Source organism: Gemmatimonadaceae bacterium (assembly GCA_037721215.1).
GTDB lineage: Bacteria > Gemmatimonadota > Gemmatimonadetes > Gemmatimonadales > Gemmatimonadaceae > UBA4720.
The window spans coordinates 12,551-28,776 of the sequence record JBBJNV010000009.1 but is presented as its reverse complement, the minus strand read 5'-3'; the positions used below and the strand labels follow the sequence as shown (position 1 = coordinate 28,776).

At 59.8% G+C, this 16,226-nt stretch carries 15 protein-coding genes; all 15 read right to left on the bottom strand.

Annotated elements, in window-relative coordinates; translation table 11 throughout:
• Window positions 1–29 precede the first annotated feature (29 nt).
• Entirely contained in the window at window positions 30–1,337 is a 1,308-nt protein-coding gene (locus WKF55_06170) for a fatty acid--CoA ligase family protein (GenBank protein ID MEJ7759162.1), read from the bottom strand.
• Window positions 1,338–2,024 carry an SDR family oxidoreductase gene (locus WKF55_06165; protein ID MEJ7759161.1) on the bottom strand — a complete coding sequence of 229 codons (687 nt, stop codon included), beginning with the start codon at window positions 2,022–2,024 and terminating at the stop codon, window positions 1,338–1,340. It abuts the gene before it with no gap.
• 7 nt (window positions 2,025–2,031) lie between these two features.
• Complete coding sequence (locus WKF55_06160) at window positions 2,032–2,319, bottom strand: hypothetical protein (protein MEJ7759160.1); 288 nt, start codon at window positions 2,317–2,319, stop codon at window positions 2,032–2,034.
• Between the two features lie 40 nt (window positions 2,320–2,359).
• Window positions 2,360–3,898, bottom strand: a complete 1,539-nt coding sequence (locus WKF55_06155) for a class I SAM-dependent methyltransferase (protein ID MEJ7759159.1) — start codon at window positions 3,896–3,898, stop codon at window positions 2,360–2,362.
• 82 nt (window positions 3,899–3,980) lie between these two features.
• Window positions 3,981–5,747 (bottom strand): hypothetical protein, encoded by a 1,767-nt coding sequence (locus tag WKF55_06150; GenBank protein ID MEJ7759158.1) that lies wholly within the window; start codon window positions 5,745–5,747, stop codon window positions 3,981–3,983.
• Entirely contained in the window at window positions 5,744–6,880 is a 1,137-nt protein-coding gene (locus WKF55_06145) for a glycosyltransferase family 4 protein (GenBank protein ID MEJ7759157.1), read from the bottom strand. Before WKF55_06145 ends, WKF55_06150 begins: the two co-directional genes overlap by 4 nt.
• Window positions 6,862–7,926 (bottom strand): N-acetylneuraminate synthase family protein, encoded by a 1,065-nt coding sequence (locus tag WKF55_06140; GenBank protein ID MEJ7759156.1) that lies wholly within the window; start codon window positions 7,924–7,926, stop codon window positions 6,862–6,864. Before WKF55_06140 ends, WKF55_06145 begins: the two co-directional genes overlap by 19 nt.
• A gap of 3 nt (window positions 7,927–7,929) precedes the next feature.
• Window positions 7,930–8,847: an SDR family oxidoreductase gene (locus WKF55_06135; GenBank protein MEJ7759155.1), complete on the bottom strand. Its 918-nt coding sequence runs from the start codon at window positions 8,845–8,847 to the stop codon at window positions 7,930–7,932.
• Between the two features lie 5 nt (window positions 8,848–8,852).
• Complete coding sequence (gene pseB / locus WKF55_06130; protein ID MEJ7759154.1) at window positions 8,853–9,854, bottom strand: UDP-N-acetylglucosamine 4,6-dehydratase (inverting); 1,002 nt, start codon at window positions 9,852–9,854, stop codon at window positions 8,853–8,855.
• Between the two features lie 201 nt (window positions 9,855–10,055).
• Window positions 10,056–10,688 (bottom strand): GNAT family protein, encoded by a 633-nt coding sequence (locus tag WKF55_06125; protein ID MEJ7759153.1) that lies wholly within the window; start codon window positions 10,686–10,688, stop codon window positions 10,056–10,058.
• Window positions 10,689–11,453, bottom strand: a complete 765-nt coding sequence (locus WKF55_06120) for an imidazole glycerol phosphate synthase cyclase subunit (GenBank protein ID MEJ7759152.1) — start codon at window positions 11,451–11,453, stop codon at window positions 10,689–10,691.
• Window positions 11,447–12,076 (bottom strand): imidazole glycerol phosphate synthase subunit HisH, encoded by a 630-nt coding sequence (gene hisH / locus WKF55_06115; GenBank protein MEJ7759151.1) that lies wholly within the window; start codon window positions 12,074–12,076, stop codon window positions 11,447–11,449. The genes WKF55_06120 and hisH overlap by 7 nt, the downstream gene beginning before the upstream one ends.
• A complete protein-coding gene (locus WKF55_06110) occupies window positions 12,073–13,278 on the bottom strand; it encodes an N-acetyl sugar amidotransferase (GenBank protein MEJ7759150.1) in 1,206 nt (401 codons plus the stop codon). Before WKF55_06110 ends, hisH begins: the two co-directional genes overlap by 4 nt.
• Window positions 13,275–15,332 carry an aminotransferase class III-fold pyridoxal phosphate-dependent enzyme gene (locus tag WKF55_06105; GenBank protein ID MEJ7759149.1) on the bottom strand — a complete coding sequence of 686 codons (2,058 nt, stop codon included), beginning with the start codon at window positions 15,330–15,332 and terminating at the stop codon, window positions 13,275–13,277. Before WKF55_06105 ends, WKF55_06110 begins: the two co-directional genes overlap by 4 nt.
• The gene (locus WKF55_06100) at window positions 15,329–16,207 is read right to left on the bottom strand and encodes an aldo/keto reductase (GenBank protein ID MEJ7759148.1); all 879 of its coding nucleotides are present in this window, start codon (window positions 16,205–16,207) and stop codon (window positions 15,329–15,331) included. Before WKF55_06100 ends, WKF55_06105 begins: the two co-directional genes overlap by 4 nt.
• Between the last annotated feature and the right edge of the window lie 19 nt (window positions 16,208–16,226).

Sequence of the window (16,226 nt, the reverse complement as noted above, 5' to 3'; positions counted from 1 at the left end):
CCTGGGTTTCCAAACCCGCGAGTACACGATCATTTCTGCTTGAACCGGTGGCTCACGGGTACCTCCCCGACGATCACCCGGTGCGGACAAAGCTGCTTCTGCAGATGCGCCCGGAAATGCATCGTCAACTGTCGACGGTCGAGACTCGCACCTGGTTTCGGCTGGCAGATTACTTCGATGTGCTGACCGGTAATTGGATTCGACACGCCATATGCTTTGGCTCGTAGTACACCAGGATCGAGCAGTGCGACCCGCTCGATTTCACCCGGAAGAATCTTCAGGCCGCCAACGTTGATGACCTCATTCTCGCGTCCCACGATCCTGATGTAATCACCGTTGATTTCGACGATGTCGCCCGTATCATACCAGCCATCCGCGAACGGAGAAGGCGCGTTGAGATAACCGAGCATGCGGTTGTCGGAATGAATATGCAGCACATCGTTGACTACCCGCGTTGCGATGCCCGCACCGCCGATCTGCATCCACAGACTGTCGCGCGCCTTGGACCTGACTTTGAATACCCCGAGTTCCGAGAGCCCGTACGTCTGGCGAAAGTCCACCGCCGGCAGCAGTTCGCAGAGGCGGTCAAGAGTTCCCTGATCCATTCGCTCAGTGCCGTAGGTAACGACACGAAGCGCAGGGAACGCGGTCGATTCGAACACCCCGGCAAGCAGCATCATCCGGAGAAACGTCGGCGTGGCCGGCAACAGCTCCACTTCGTGGGCGGCCATGTCCGCAGCAATCGTCTCCGGTGTGCGGTCGGTGGGAACGACGACAACACCGCCGTTGAACAACGTATGCAGCAGGGTGTTGATGCCCCCCGCATGATCGAAGAGCAGGAAATTCAGCGCCCTTAGCGGCGCTCGCGACACGGCGTAACGCTCCAGGAATCTGTCGAAGTCGTGAAGTATCGCCTTCGGCCGTCCAGTGGTGCCCGACGAATAGAAGATAATTCCGGCGTGGCCTGCGACACGGAGCCCATCGAGCAGCGAGCTATCGAAACCGGGTAACCGCTGGCGACGCACGAGAGTTCGCCCACGGATGACCCAATTGGCTCCGCCGCTATCGAAAAAATAATCGTGGTCCGCCCTCGTGCCCGGCGTGAGCGGCATGAGAATGACCCCGCTGTCGAGAAGCTGCAGCATTGTCGCAATCGTCGGTCCATCGAAGTCGCCTACCAGTGCAACTACATCACCGGCGGCAATGCGCGACGTATCCATGGTCGAAGAGCTGGCTGCCGCAGCGATGTCGTCGAACGTCAGAGTGCCGGTGGGTCCGATGAGGAACGGCTCGAGCCGGCCTGCATTCCGAGTACGAAGCTCTTGAATGATCTGCAATCAGGCCCCGCCGACGTGGATTGTCTCGCCACTGATCATCGAGCTGGCCGGTGATAGCAACAGCGAGACGATGTTCCATACATCCTCCGGCTGCCCCTGGCGCTGGATGATCTGCTGCCCGACGACGGCAGCGATCTTGGTGTGTGGCACCTTCTCGATCAGTGCCGTGTCGATCGGCCCGGGAGCAATCGCGTTGACCGTAACGCCGTGTGGTGACATCTCACGGGCAAAAACCCTCGAGAACCCCTCGATGCCCGCTTTCGAAGCGACATAGATCGCTTCACCCTTGATCGCCAGCTGCACGCCCAGTGTCGAGAAGTTGATGATGCGCCCACCACCCCGCTTGATCAGGGCCGGGGCCACCTGCTGACAAAGAAAGATGGTGCCCAGAAGATTGGTCTCCACGATGCGGCGCACGGTCGCCGCCGGAGTTGTGACCACGAGGTTCATGGACGCGATACCGGCGGCGTTTATCAGGGCATAAACGCTCGCGTCGCGGCGGACGTCTGAGAGCGCGGTGGCAACTGAAGCGGGATCCGTAACGTCCGCGGGGCGCATCTCGAATGATGCGCTGACACCAGGCGTACGGCCGATACCTATGACGCGGTATCCGCCAGCATGCAGGCGTTCGGCGCAAAACCGTCCGAGTCCACGCGATGCTCCCGTGACGATGACGGTGTCGTTCACCACCGTGTTACGCGGGCTGCAGATCGGCCAGATGGCGGGCCAGCGTGCGAATATTCCGCAAGGTGCTGCGCGCTTCGGACATGGCGCTGTCACTGGTCCAGTCAAACTCAACATTCATTTTGTCACGTGCAAATTCCTCGGCGGCCAGGAGCAGCATCACCAGGTCCGCCGAATCAACCACGCGATTGGCACCAACCAGCACAGTTTCGCCATTCACGGTCTCCAGCGCGGCGGCGGTAAGTGAAGCCACCTCCTGACGCAGAAAATTTTCGACATCATCGTAACTGGCCTTCATTCGGCTATCTCCTCCCGGTTTTATTCAGGTTGCCCAACCACTACTTGGAACAGATAAGAAGCGTTCTCGAGTCGGGATAGGATGGAAGCGCTTCGACGGTCGAGAAGTGCTTCTTCAGGGCAGCAATAAAGTTGTCCTGCTTATACCAGCTGAAGTCCTCACGCGCCGCGGCATACGCGGGGAAAAACGACGGATCGCTGGTTATCATACGGTCATCGAGCGAAACGAACTCCACGCAAAGGTAGCGTGTCGCGAGATCGCCCAGAATGGACGCGATGCTGGTGAAGCTGTGTGCCTGGCCGAGCGCCAAGTGGTGGACAACGGCAAGTGCCAGCACCATTTCGCAGCGGAGCCTGCGCACGGGCGACTGAATCAGTGGTGCGTCTGAACCGATCAGCGAACGCGCGGGCTCATCGGCGTAGGTCCTGGCCCTGAGTTCCGGAAGAGGCGCAGTGAGATTGGCGACAAGCGGCAGGATCGACAGGCCCTCGAGCTTCGCGGCATGGAACAGCCGGTCTATGCAGGCCTCATCCAGGTCCACCGCAACCACCGAGCACCCCATCTTTGCGGCGAGCATCGAAAACCAGCCCGTGTTGCTTCCGAGGTCAAGCAAGGTGCGCGGCGTAAAACGCGCGATGGCATCGTGCACCACGCGCTGCTTATTGGTCCACTCAGGCACTGGCTCGGCGGCGAAAGCCTCCCGTTTCTCCTCATAGTATGAACTGTAGTGACTCGACGTGATTGCCACATTCCGACTGTCGATAGCTTTCCGTACGCGGGAGAAGAAGCGCTTCTTCACTGGTCCTTTCTCGATCAGCGAAGCGCGAAGCAGCCGATCCTCCAGCTCATATCCCAGTCGCGCTGTGCGATCGTCGGCAAATGCTTCGCGCCTGCTGATTACCGAGTCCGCCGCATTCAGAGTCGTCTCGAAAAGCCGCTTTCTCGCCTGGCCGTGGCGCCCCCGATCCATCATCACGAGAGGGAGACCAAAGTACGGCTCGAACATCACTCGGTACATCTCGTAAATCGCGATCGACGCTGAATCCCATCGCGAGGCGAATCCTCTCGGGGATCGTGCGCCGGCGAGATGCGTCTGCTGAGAAAGGGCTTCAATCGGAACGACCGACGTGAAATCGACGAATACCGGTGTCGTCGCGACGAAAAGAACATTCCAGGGGTGCCAGTCCTTGAGCGTGAGCCCGTGCTGCTGGAGACGTTCGAAAAGGTCGACGTGAAATCGGGCCGCCTCCTTAAACATCGATGCCGGCCATTCGTGAGGATACGTAACGAACTCAACCCGCTCGTGCTCCAGGACTGTCTCATACCCAATGCCGGGATGCGGATCGCTGGCTAGTTCGCGAGTCCTTACCAGCCCGTGGCGAAAAAGGTCGTTTTCCTCGCACACAGCGAGTACTTCGCGCACACCGGAGGCGTGGCCAGCATAAATGCCTCGCAATACGCGATCACCGCTCAGGAAAGGCTCTCCGGCATCGTCCAGCCCCACCAGACGGATCAGTTCCGGGTTCTCGGGCCGTGCGGTCAGTCGTTCATGCGGGATAGAGGGGGCTGATAGACTCAACTTTCGGATTGGTATTGATGCAGGGCGCTCGCGTCGATCGGAGTGATCTGAATATAACAGGCAGGGCTGCGGGCTTCAGATATCACGCTGCGGTATTCGCTTCCGCGAGTTCGACGAGATGCCGGTTCATGATGAAATCTTCGCCATCCATCAGACGGTCACATATGAAATCGATGAAGGGGTCTTTACCCTCGATTAACAGATCCCGCTTTTCGTGTTGAAGTGTCCACCAGGGCGACGACGGATCCTGCACGAAGGGCAGCGGCACCTGCCGCTCCATGAATAGCGAGTAGGCATAGCGCCGGGCCAGCGCAGTCTTGCGCTGGCTAAGCCGACCAATCGTGCCCGCACGTGCAAGAAGTCTGCGATAGCTCTCTACCGTCAGTCCGTCCTCGGTAAACCCTCTTCCCGCGTAGTGTGCTTCGCCAGCAAGAATGACGGGCTTTCCGGCAAGCGCAAGTTCCAGCCCGGAAGTCCCGTACACTGTGACGCCTCCGTCGACCAAGTCAAAAAATTCGAGCGGGCTTATCTCCTCGCCTGCCGGGATGATTCTGACGTTTGAGGCCAGGGACGCGAAGCGCGCCTCTACGAAACGCTGCACACCGTTCCGGGGATCGTAATCGACTTCCGCCGGATGCACCTTGATCAGCCATTGAACTTCGGGTATCCGGCTTACCTGCTCTACAGTGTCGACTATCCATTCGTCGAATGAACGATATGCCATGGGTGAATAATCGGAGACACTGTCCCAATTGATGTGAGCCATTATCCCCCAGACAGGCTTCCCTTTTTCCAGCCGGTATTTGGCGCGAAAGCGATCGGTCTCTCCGGTGTATTCCTGCAGATTACGCATGTCAAAGCTCACACGCTGGCGGTAGCGCCGGTCAAGAAATGTCTGGAGGTCGGCGTCTTCCTCATCCGTCAGGGGCGTAGATGCCCTGGCCTGCCAGCTTCTGTCGCTCACCGCATGGAAGTCAATGCGCTCGGGATCAGTAACATGCCTGAAAAAAAAACGGGCACTCAGATATGAAGCCTTCCAGCCGATGACGGGAATGCCACGGCTGATGGCTGCATTAAGCGCCGGCCCCCAATCGACATAGACCGCATGTGACATCAACACCCGATCCGGCTTGAAACAGTCCATGACATGCGCCGCAGCTTCTGCCGAGACTAACGCACTGTAGGCGTATTCGCGAAGGATCTGCTCATCAATGGAGCAAGACGCGCCCTGCTGGTAGCGCGTTACCGCTGAAAGCACATTTCGACCGATTAACAACCCTCTGTGCGACAGTTCGAGAATATTGGATTCCGAGCATTGTTCCGCCCGAGCGCGGAGTTGCTCGCGAACCTCCATCGTTACGTAATCGCCGACCGAGGAATATGGAATGCCCATCACTTCCAGCACATCCCGATTCGAAGCGATGCACCGCGGGCAGATGCTCCGCCAGTCTTCAATCGCCATTCCGTCGGTTGCCTCCCGTCGCACACAGGCGCGATAGGGCGAGTCGCAGATGATCGCGTGAACGTTGTAGCCTCTCAGCCGAAGCGCCGCCGCGATCGCGGTTTCGACATGAAGCAACAGATGCATGCCGCCTGGAATCCAGAATAGCACGGTCGGAGCGGCCAGCCGTGGACGGGCTTCACGTTCGTAGAGCTGCTGCATCTTCCACCGTCTGTGCTCACCGGTGTGCCTGAAACGCCGTTGAGCAATGAGCGGGAGCTTGTCGATTGCACGCCATGCCGCTTCTCTCACGACGAGGGGTGCTGCTCGGCGAAACAATCGTGCCCAGTCGATCGACCCCCGACGGTGCTCGTCGTCTGACAGCGTCGTTTCAGTGCTTTCGATCATTCGTTTCGTAGGGAGTCTGCCAGCGATTCAACGAGCGTTACCAGCGCCGGAAAATTCGCGTCCCAATCCGCCCGGCTGCGCGCCTTCGCTACATTGGCAGCGCGCATGCCCGCTTTGTCGGCGGGCCGGACGGGTATCGACAGCATCGCGGTCGCGAGCGCGTCTACGCTTCCCGGCGTTGCCAATGCTCCGTTCACTCCCTCCTCCACCCATTCAAGATTTCCAAAAGCATTGGTGACGACAACCGGCAGCCCGCACGCCATTGCCTCGAGCAGCGACACCGAAGTTCCGTCGCTCAGCGCTGAGCTGACATAAACATCCGCAAGACGGAAGTAGTCTGGCAGATGGTCCTGATTCACCCTTCCGGGCGCGTGTACAACAGCATCGAGCCCAAGGTCGTTCACTATCGATCGGATGGATGCTTCCTGAGATCCATCGCCGAGCAGCAGCAGTCGCGCCCGGGGTCGCTGGCCGACGACCTTCGCAAACGCATGGACCAGCACCTCGATCGCGTACACCGGCTCCCAGCTTCGCGTGGAGATGAAAATCTCGTTCGACTCCCAGCCAAGCTCGTCCCGAAACACGAATGACGACTTACCCGGACTGAACCGGCGAAGATCGATTCCCCACGGAAACGTAACGATGCGGCCCTCAGCAATGCAGGAATGGCGCCGCACGGCCTCGCGGACAGCGAGGCAGTCGCCAAACACAGCGTCAGACCGCGCCAGCGTATGCCGGGTAACGAATTGCGAGCGGGACGTCAGGTCAGCGTCGACCAGAAGATCCGATCCCCACGAAACGGCCATCAGAGGACTGACGCGAGCAAGGGCGGCGATAAAAGCCACTGACTGGATGGGGCCGGCAATGACGACTGAAGGGTGCGTCCGCTCTACTATTTCGGCCAACCGGTCGCGTCGATGCCGCCAATCGGCGCTACTCGCCGGTGCCCGTTGGTGTCTGGTCCACCGTTCGGTCAAAACACCATCGGGGCGCGGCCGCGCCTCCAGTTGGTCGTCCAGCATCGGAACATGGGTAGTGTCCCAGCCGGCGCCAGCAAACGAATGTAGAAAACGGTAATCGTGGGTCGTATACCCGTGTGAAGCGTAAAGGACTTTCAGCCGAGATCCGTCCATCTGGGGTAGTCGCCGCGCTCGAGATCACGCTTCAGCGGACGTCCGACCACACGAGACCTGTCGAACGGGAATATCGCGTCCGGCGGCGCAGGCCGCAGGGCTTCGAGGTCTTCATCGGAAAGTATGCTGCCGGCTCTAAGATCCTGCGCCGCACGCAGGCAGCGTCGTTGAATGACCACGGTATCCCGTTCGTTGTACTCGACGATTTTCTGGCCGTCGCCGAGACACTGTTCAAGCTCGCGGGTTCGGTCGACCATCTCACGCCAGGCCGCGGCGTCGAGCGAAAACGGGTGGTCGGGACCCTCACGCCCGCGATCATCAGTGAAATGTTTCTCGATTGCACGCGCACCGAGCGCCACCGCACCCAGCACTGCCGAGTGTCCCGGTGTATGATCGCTGAGTCCGAGAACGAGCGCGGGATACATCGACCTGAACAGCGACAACACCCGAAGATTGACGAATCTGTAATTTTCGGCGCTACCCGTGTAATTGGTATTGCACTGCATCAAAAGCAGCCGTCGGTTGATCGAAAGAATTGCACCGACCGCACGCTCGACCTCGCCAATATCGGACGCGCCGGTTGCGAGAAGAACAGGTTTTCCCTTTGCTGCGATATGTTCGAGGGCTTCAATCCACGTGATGTCGCCCGAGCCTATCTTGTATGCAGGCACATACGGCTCCAGCATGTCCACGGCTGCGAGATCATAAGGTGACGAGAAGAAATGGATGCCCGCGTCCGCACACGCTGCGCTGAGGTGCTCTGTCCATTCCCAGGGAACCGACGCGGCCCGATAAACTTCGAACACCGTTTTTTTCCAGGCACCCTGATGCGACACTTTCGGTCCGGACTCGAAGCCGAGCCGGCTCACGATGTGCTCGGCGCGAAAATGCTGAAATTTTGCAGCATCGGCGCCCGCTTCCGCCGCGAGGTGGATGAGGTCGACAGAGCGTGCCAGATCTCCGTCGTGGTTGGCGGCGATATCGGCAATGAAATAGGTGGGGTGAGCATCTCCGACGCCGCGTCCGGCAATCTCCAGGGACGGCATCGATCAGACCCTGGTCGACAAGCCTGACACCGCCGCCGTCTCCGCGGCGCGGAGTTCCGCATAGGCGCCGATAGCGGCGTCCACTTCAGGCATTTGGCGGCCAAGCGCGCATTCCGTCTTCCGGGGTGACAGGGACGTGTTCATCGGGCGCCGCGCCCGCAGGCCGGCAGCCTCGATGGAAGTCGGATCCACCATCTCTCTGCCCGCACCGAGTGCCTCGCCGAGACGACAGGCGAACTCGTACTTGCTCACAGAATCCCGCGCACTCACATGATAGAGACCCTGCAGGCCAACCTGCATCATTTCCAGTGCAATCCGGGCCACCTCGTTGGCCAGGAGCGGAGCAAAGACGACATCGGTGAATCCCGAAACCCGCTCCTTTCGCTCGAATTTTCCCGCGATCCAGTCAGCCAGCCCGGCGTCACTTCCCGGCGAGACGCCAATAAAATTGGTCCTCACCACCAAGGCACCGGACAACGCTGCAGTTACCGCGTGCTCCCCCTCGAGCTTGGTTTGCGCGTAGACGTTGAGCGGTGCCGGGGAATCCTCCTCGCTGTAGCCTCCCCGTCTGCCATCAAAGACCGAGTCTGTCGAAACATGCATCATGCGGATGCCCGCATTCGCGCATTCGGCTGCCAACGTCTGCGGCAGGCCGACATTTAACAAACGCGCGCGATCGGGATTGACTTCGCAGTCGTCGACGTTGGTATATGCGGCGCAATTGACGACCCAATCTGGCTTCGTACGAGTCAGGAGGTCTCGGACCTCGGCTGCCTGAGACAGGTCGACACCGAACACCTGCAAGCCGTCCATGCGGAATGCATTACGGTGATACGTACCTCTTACCGGAACACCGGCGACGATAGCTTCTCTGGCGATGTTGCTGCCAAGAAACCCGCTGGCACCCGTCACGAGGAGCATTCCTCTCAGCGCCCGGCAGGGCCGTTCTGATCGATCATCTGCTCGAGCTCGGCCGCCGTTAGCCATCTGTCATTGGTCTCGCTGCTGTACCGAAACCCCTCGGGACACGGCCGCCCGCCGTTCATCATCTCAGTTTCATTCCTGTTCAGGATAGGCAGTGTCGGTAGTATCGCGTAAAAGTCGTCGTATTCGATTGTATTGTGCGCATCATCCTCGCCTACCATCAATTCATGGAGCTTCTCTCCAGGCCGCCTCCCGACGACCTCAACCTCGCACTCAGGCCCAATGACGCGCGCCAGGTCGATGAGCTTCATGCTGGGTATCTTGGGAACGAAGATCTCACCGCCCGACATGTGATCCAGGCAATTCAGGACAAACCTCACACCCTGTTCCAGCGTGATCCAGAACCTCGTCATGCGAGGATCGGTAATCGACAGCCGGCCGGTTTTCTGCTGTCGCTGGAAGACCGGTATTACGCTGCCCCGGCTACCCAGGACATTACCGTAGCGCACAACGCTGAACCGCGTGCGATGCTGTCCGGAATAGCTGTTCGCCGCAACAAAAAGCTTGTCTGAACAGAGCTTGGTGGCTCCATAGAGGCTGACCGGGCTTGCGGCCTTGTCGGTGCTAAGCGCGATCACCTTCATCACGCCACGGTCGATCGCAGCGTCGATCACGTTGGCGGCGCCCAGCACGTTTGTCTTGACCGCTTCGATCGGATTGTATTCCGCCGCCAGAACCTGCTTGAGCGCTGCCGCATGAACCACGATGTCCACACCGTCGAAAGCACGGTAGAGCCGGTCGCGGTCGCGTACATCGCCGATAAAATACCGGATGTTGGGATACTCATCTTCACCGAATCTCGAGTGCATCTCGAACTGCTTGAGCTCGTCGCGGCTGAAGACGATCAGGCGCTTCGGACTGAATTCCCTGAGTACCATATCCGTGAAACGCTGCCCGAATGAGCCCGTCCCGCCGGTGATCAGAACCGTTTTTCCGTTCAACATTCCCTGCCCCTGGTTTCAAACTTGAATCGTGCACTTTCTGCCGGATGCCGCTGCTCCGCCGCCACCTTGACCGGTGTCACAGGGCTGGAACAGCTTGTCGGGACTGCGCCACAAGTGACTCGTCCATGTTGAAATCGCGGCCATCGATGAGACGGTCGCAAATGAACTCGGGCTCGTGCGCAATGACGGAATGACACGCCGTCAAACCTCCGGCTGAATATAATCGATCCCGGCCATGCTTTCGGGTCGCACAAACGCATAGGCGATCTGGTCGCTCCAGCGGTCCCCGATCCAGAGCTTCTGCCGAAAAACGCCCTCTCGTGCAAATCCTGCACGCTCGAGTGCCGCAGCGCTTCCCGCATTGCCGTCGTGCACCACCGCCTGAACGCGGTGCACCCCGGCCCGCTCGAACGCAAAACGAGTTGCAATCCGTATCGCCTCGCTGGCAATGCCCTTGCCCCATTCTTCCCGTTCACCGATGAAGTAGCTCACGTCCGCGTGCCGGTGAACCGGGTGAATCGCTCCAACCTTGATGTTCCCCACGTGACGATCTCCGCCGACCATCACGATGGCAAACAAATACTCACTGGGGCTGCTCCGCATTGCGCAGACGAACTCGCGCATCGCCTGATCGGACTGCTCCGTCCATCGCGTCTCCAGAAAACGGGTTACGTCATCGTCCTGCAGCCACCTGAGGTACACATCTCCGCAATCACTCAGCTCCACCAGCCGGAGATACATGCCGTCGCCAGGAAGCCGCTCGCCATCGGCGATTACCCGCCGGGGGACTTCATCATCTCCGGTCGCTGGCCGGTGGGTTCGTCCGGAGTGCATCTAGACGGTCTTGAAGGCGAGACCGTAGTTCGAGAGAAACGCTTTCGCACGTATGGGATTGCTGTCGGTGAAATTGAACAGACTGCCACACGCAAGCGCGCTCACGTTGGTCGCCAGAAACGCATCCTTGAGGTGGTTGTAATTCCCCGCCCCTCCGCACCCGATCACCGGTACGCGTACGGCGGCGGCAGCCCGCTTGAGCAGCACGACGTCGTATCCCGTCATCGTCCCATCCCGGTCGATGGAATTGATGAGGATTTCGCCCGCACCCAGAGCTGTCACCCGCTGAAGATGGTGATCGAGCTCCGCTGACTGTGCAAAGCGCCCACAATCGGAATAAAGCACATAGTCCCCTCGCGTTTCATCGAAACGCGCGTCCACACTCACCACGACGGCCTGCGACCCGAATGAGTCGGCGATCTGCGAAACCAGATGACCGTCACCATATGCCGCAGAGTTGAGGACCACCTTGTCCGCACCAAGGCGAATCAGGCGCCGGGCGGCATCGAACCCCGTAATGCCGCCTCCAAGCGAAAGAGGCATGAACGAGACGGCCGATACTGCCTCGAGCAGTCTCAGCAGGGGCTCTACGTCCCGCGCGAGCCGATTGATGTTGAGGAAGACGAGCTCGTCTGCGTTCTGAGCGTTGTAGACCCGCGAGCTCGAGACGGGGTCACCTACATCCCGATAGCCACCAAACTGCCGTGTCTTCACCAATCTGCCATCCAGCAGCAGCTGAACCGGTATGATTCTCTTCTTCAGCAACGCCCATCCCATCCACAAAAATTGTCGAGCAGACGGAGGCCGTTTGCCTGACTCTTTTCGGGGTGGAACTGGAATCCGACAACGTTGCCGCGGGCCGCCGCCGAAACAAAGGACTCGCCACATTCCGTCCGGCCGAGCACGCTGTCGCCGTTCTCAGGCCGCAAATGATAGGAATGAACGAAATAAAAATCGACACCCGTTCGCACGCCATGAAAGAGCGGGTGATCGCCGCAAATGTCGACGGAGTTCCACCCGACGTGGGGAATCGAGCCGACTCTCGCGTCGTCGAACCGCCGAACGTCTCCGGGGATGAGCCCGAGCCCGGTAGTCTCCTCGCCTTCAATACCGCGCGAGCCGAGAAGCTGCATGCCCAGACAGACACCGAGGAGAGGCCGCCCCGTGTCCGCAAATTGGCGAATGGGCTCGTACATACCACTCAGGTGGAGCTGGCGCATCGCCGTGTGGAACGATCCGACGCCGGGGAGAACGAGGTGGCTCAGCGAATGGAGCTGCGACGGCGCATCAATGAGGCAGTGATCGTAGCCGAAAGAATCTACGGCATTGGCAACTGATCTCAGATTTCCGATTTCGAGATTCGCGATTCCGATCAAAGCGTTACTCATCTTTCGCGATACCAGAGGTCGAAATCCCAGGTCTTGTCACCGGCGGTTATCGCGTCGAAATCAGGCTGGTGCGGCGGGACGACGGTCTTCAGAACGATGCTGTTGAACTCTTCCTCGCTTATCCCGAGGTACTCGAGGAAAATGTCGAGTGAAGGGGGGCGCCGGTTCTCGAATTCGCGCACGAGCCGGTCCGCGTCGGCTTTCTCGATTCGCCCGTTGCGAAGGTCGAGCGCAGTCATCTGAGTGACGCGATGGTATCCGCGCTTGAGAAACTTGATGTAGTCGCGAACGCCCTGAACATAGCATTCGATTTTTTCGTAACGGTATAGCCCGGGCGGCATGTTCTCGACTTCGTCCCCTTCCCAGCCCAGCTCGCTCTCGATGGTCTGCGCCTGATTGCGGGTATCCCACGGGATGAAGGATCCAAGGCAGACAGATCTGTACTTGAGCCGGCGCAGATCGCGTACCGGCGGGTAGGTAAATGGCGCGAGGTCGCGGGGATCGAAGTCGAAATCGGAGCTGATCATTCCGGCCATGTCTTCTGCCGTTATGCCAAGATTGATGAAGCGATTGAATCTGGTTTCATCCACCTCTTCAATGGCATCGTCCCGATAGTCGTAATACGCGGTGTACTCCGACGACGGTTCGCCCCAGACGATGAGGGGAGTGTTGTACTTCAATGCGACGTGCATCGGGTACGAATAAATCCCCGTGTGACAGTGCCAGCAGAAGTCACCCTTGCGAATCAGTGCTTCGAGCATCAGGCGCTTTACGACTTTCCAGTTCGGCGTGAAAGTCAGCACCTCGACGCCCAGCTGCCGGAATGTGCGCTCGTTGTTCTTGAGCAGCGTTGGACGCATGAAGCCGTGATTGAACTGCACAACCAGCGGCTTTATCCCGAACCGCTTGACCATGTGATAAAGCGTGTAGGTCGAATCCTTGCCGCCGGAAAACGGAATGATGCAGTCGTATTCATATTTGCCGCGGTATTCCTCTACAAGTGCAGCGAACTGCGATCCGCGCGCCTCCCAGTCTATCTGATCGTCGCGGAATTCCTTCTGGCGGCAGATGTTGCACACCCCAGCCGGATCGAACTCGATGGTCTCGTACGTTTCCGGCAATCCACACCGCGCACATCGTACGAGATCGATAACCGGCAGCTGGCGTCCGACAGCGCCAATGGATCCCGAAAGTTCCGTCACCCGCGAACCCGGAAGGCAGGGGTTGGAACGGGACCGTCCAGACTTGATTCGAGATTTTCCCCGGCTGCGATCAAGCTACCGATGTAAGAGAACGCTGCCGCGTACGCCGATAGGACGTGGTCGACCTCGGCACGGCCCAGTGCGGCCGAAATGTTGTGCGTGGAGATTACAAGCACGCCACGACGGGTCACTTCCTGCAGCCAGAGGGCGCGCAACACCGGGTCGTCGGCGCCGGACTCGTCAATGAACCGAAGCAGCAGCCAGTTGTTATGACCTTGCGTAACGAATCTCTCACCGACCCCACCGAGATCGGCGAGCGCCCGCGCGCCGTCGGCCAGAGCGGTTGCCGCGGCATCCATGCGATGGTAGGCGTCGCCGCTTTCCAGAACGTCGAGCACGGCGCTGGAGGCAGCCATCGCCGAAACGTCACCGGCGAAGGTGAAGCTCATGAAAACTTCGTTGAACGTTTCCATGATGTCCCGCCTTCCGGCAACGCAGCTTATCGCATAGCCGTTCCCCATGGCCTTCCCAAACGTCGCCAGGTCGGGCGTCACGCCGAAAAGCCGCTGAGCTCCGCCCAGACCGAGATGAAAACCGGTGCAGATCTCGTCAAAGATGAGTAAGGCTCCATGCTTCTTCGCGAGTTCCTTCACTCCCTCCAGATAACCGTCAGCCGGCCAGAAGAAATTGAACGGCTCCATGATAACTGCGGCGAACTCGCCGGGGCGTGAGCCAAGCAGCGTCTCGAGAGCACCCAGATCGTTGTAGGGGAATGTGTGAGACAGACCCTGGACAGCCGCGGGCACGCCGGCCGATCTCGTCGTCGTGCCGATATACCAGTCGTGCCACCCGTGATAACCGCAAATTGCTACGCGATCGCGCCCGGTGAACGCCCTGGCGGTGCGGACGGCACCCGACGTTGCATCCGACCCATTCTTCGCAAACCGAACCATCTCGGCGCACGGTATGATCGCAACGAGCCGCTCGGCTAGTTCGACCTCGAGTTTGTTTGGGAGCGAAAAACTGTGACCCATCCCGGCCCGCTCGAACGCCGCCCTGTCCACCGCGGGGTGCGCATAGCCCAGAATATTGGGCAACAGGCCCTGCACCAGATCCACGTACTCGTTTCCGTCAGCGTCCCAGACGCGCGCACCTGCGCCGCGCTCGAGGAAAATCGGCGATACGCCACGGATATGCTGTCGCCAGCTCTTGGAGTAAGTCTGTGCTCCGCCCGGAATCACCTGACTGCTCCTTTCGAGCAATGCCTCGCTCTCAGTGAGCCGCAGCGGCGGAGCCTTGCCGCTTCCAGCAGATTCGTGGAGCGACTTGTAGTAACCGAAATTGTTGATGGCACCGGAGTTCGTCGGCGCCACGCTGACTGTGGCCGTCATAACCGTCTCGTAATCGTGGGGACCAGGTCCGGCGAGATCCAGCTTTTCCCAGGCCCGTCTGGCGAACTCGAGGTCGGCATGGTCATCGACTGTCCAGCGCGCGCCGCCTCCGTAGGGTCCGGTGGAATGTATGTGGTGTAAACGCCGGACTCCAGCGTTCCGGCGGAGAAAAGGTGTTACGTGCTCACGATCGGGGCCGGCAATTGATTCCCGTGCAGCTCGAAGGAGAACGTCATTTGTGAATACCTCGACATCGAGACCGTCCGGCCTGCTGTAGGGTTCGTTATTCGACGCATAATCGACTCCAGCGGCAAGGAAGGCGGCGACCACCTCATCGACTGTGTCGGGAGTATGAAGGGGGCAATCGCCCGTCAACCGAACTATCACGTCAGCCTGGGCCCATTGACTGGCTGCAACGTACCGCCCGAGCACATCGTTCAAGTCCCCCCTGAAAACGCGGATGCCGCCCTTCGAAACGCGCGCGGCAAGCGCATCGTCACTCGAATCACGCGACGTTGCAATCACGATCTCGTCAATACTGGCAGCGCCCCGCAACTGAGCGAGCATCCGCTCGATCATCACCTTCGGCCCGATCGAGGCCAGCACTTTTCCCGGCAGCCGCGACGACAACGTTCTCGCCTGCACAATCGCAACGACCTTCATCGGCCGTTGCCGACTGTCCAGGCGCGTGGGTCGCGTATCGACTCCGCTATTGCTTCTTTCCTGAGGGGGCTGGTGGCAGTATCAAAATCTCTGACCGTGTCATGATCTATCTCGATCGCGGCGGGAATCACCTCGAGCTGGGATGCGTCATCGACGCCCAGCACCACCCTGTCGCCGCGCCGGAGCTTCTGCAGCATGCTCGCGACCAGCAGCGGCGCAAGGTCGACATTCTGCGAATCGGCTGTCGATCGAAGCGCGCTTACAATCCGACCCGAACCCGGCACGCGCCGCTCGGCTGACTCCGGTGATTCGAGGAGAACACCCTGGAGATAGACAGAGCGTACGTCGAGCGCGGTCGGCGAATCGGTGCGAGCGGCGAGGGCACGTTCGTCCAGAACGTTGGCCGGTGCCTGTACGCGAGCGGTCCCAGGCATGCGACACGCCGAGATGACTTCCTCGGGCGTGTAAACACTCTGCCCGGCGCCCGTGACATGGCGGGCCGCGATTGTGCTCACAGCCGTCCAGTCATCGGCGCCAGCGGCACCGTGTGTGAGCAGAACCAGCGCATGGACTCCACTGAAGCGCGCGAGTGCCGCAGCGGCGCTTTCGGACGTTCCAACCGCGCCGTGTGACGCGCCGCCGAGCGTGCATTTTGTCACGACAGTTGCACGGTCGGCGTAACCGCGGAGATCTATCCATCGACGAAGACGCGGCGCCGACGCACCGTACGCTTCAGCGGTGTCGAACACACGCAACCCGATGTCCCACGCGGCGTCGAGGATTCTGAATGCCGCTTGTTCGGTCATCATCGGCAACTCGCGATTGCGCCCGTATGCCATGCCCAGCTGCACCGTACCGAGCGCAAAACGGTTCACCGTCGTGTGCGCCGCAACC

Coding starts and splice junctions, on each gene's coding strand:
- WKF55_06160 (MEJ7759160.1), bottom strand. CDS start 2,319: ATGAAGGCCAGTTACGATGATGTCGAAAATTTTCTGCGTCAGGAGGTG.
- WKF55_06150 (MEJ7759158.1), bottom strand. CDS start 5,747: ATGATCGAAAGCACTGAAACGACGCTGTCAGACGACGAGCACCGTCGG.
- WKF55_06145 (MEJ7759157.1), bottom strand. CDS start 6,880: ATGGACGGATCTCGGCTGAAAGTCCTTTACGCTTCACACGGGTATACG.
- WKF55_06140 (MEJ7759156.1), bottom strand. CDS start 7,926: ATGCCGTCCCTGGAGATTGCCGGACGCGGCGTCGGAGATGCTCACCCC.
- WKF55_06135 (MEJ7759155.1), bottom strand. CDS start 8,847: ATGCTCCTCGTGACGGGTGCCAGCGGGTTTCTTGGCAGCAACATCGCC.
- pseB (MEJ7759154.1), bottom strand. CDS start 9,854: ATGTTGAACGGAAAAACGGTTCTGATCACCGGCGGGACGGGCTCATTC.
- WKF55_06125 (MEJ7759153.1), bottom strand. CDS start 10,688: ATGCACTCCGGACGAACCCACCGGCCAGCGACCGGAGATGATGAAGTC.
- hisH (MEJ7759151.1), bottom strand. CDS start 12,076: ATGAGTAACGCTTTGATCGGAATCGCGAATCTCGAAATCGGAAATCTG.
- WKF55_06105 (MEJ7759149.1), bottom strand. CDS start 15,332: ATGAAGGTCGTTGCGATTGTGCAGGCGAGAACGTTGTCGTCGCGGCTG.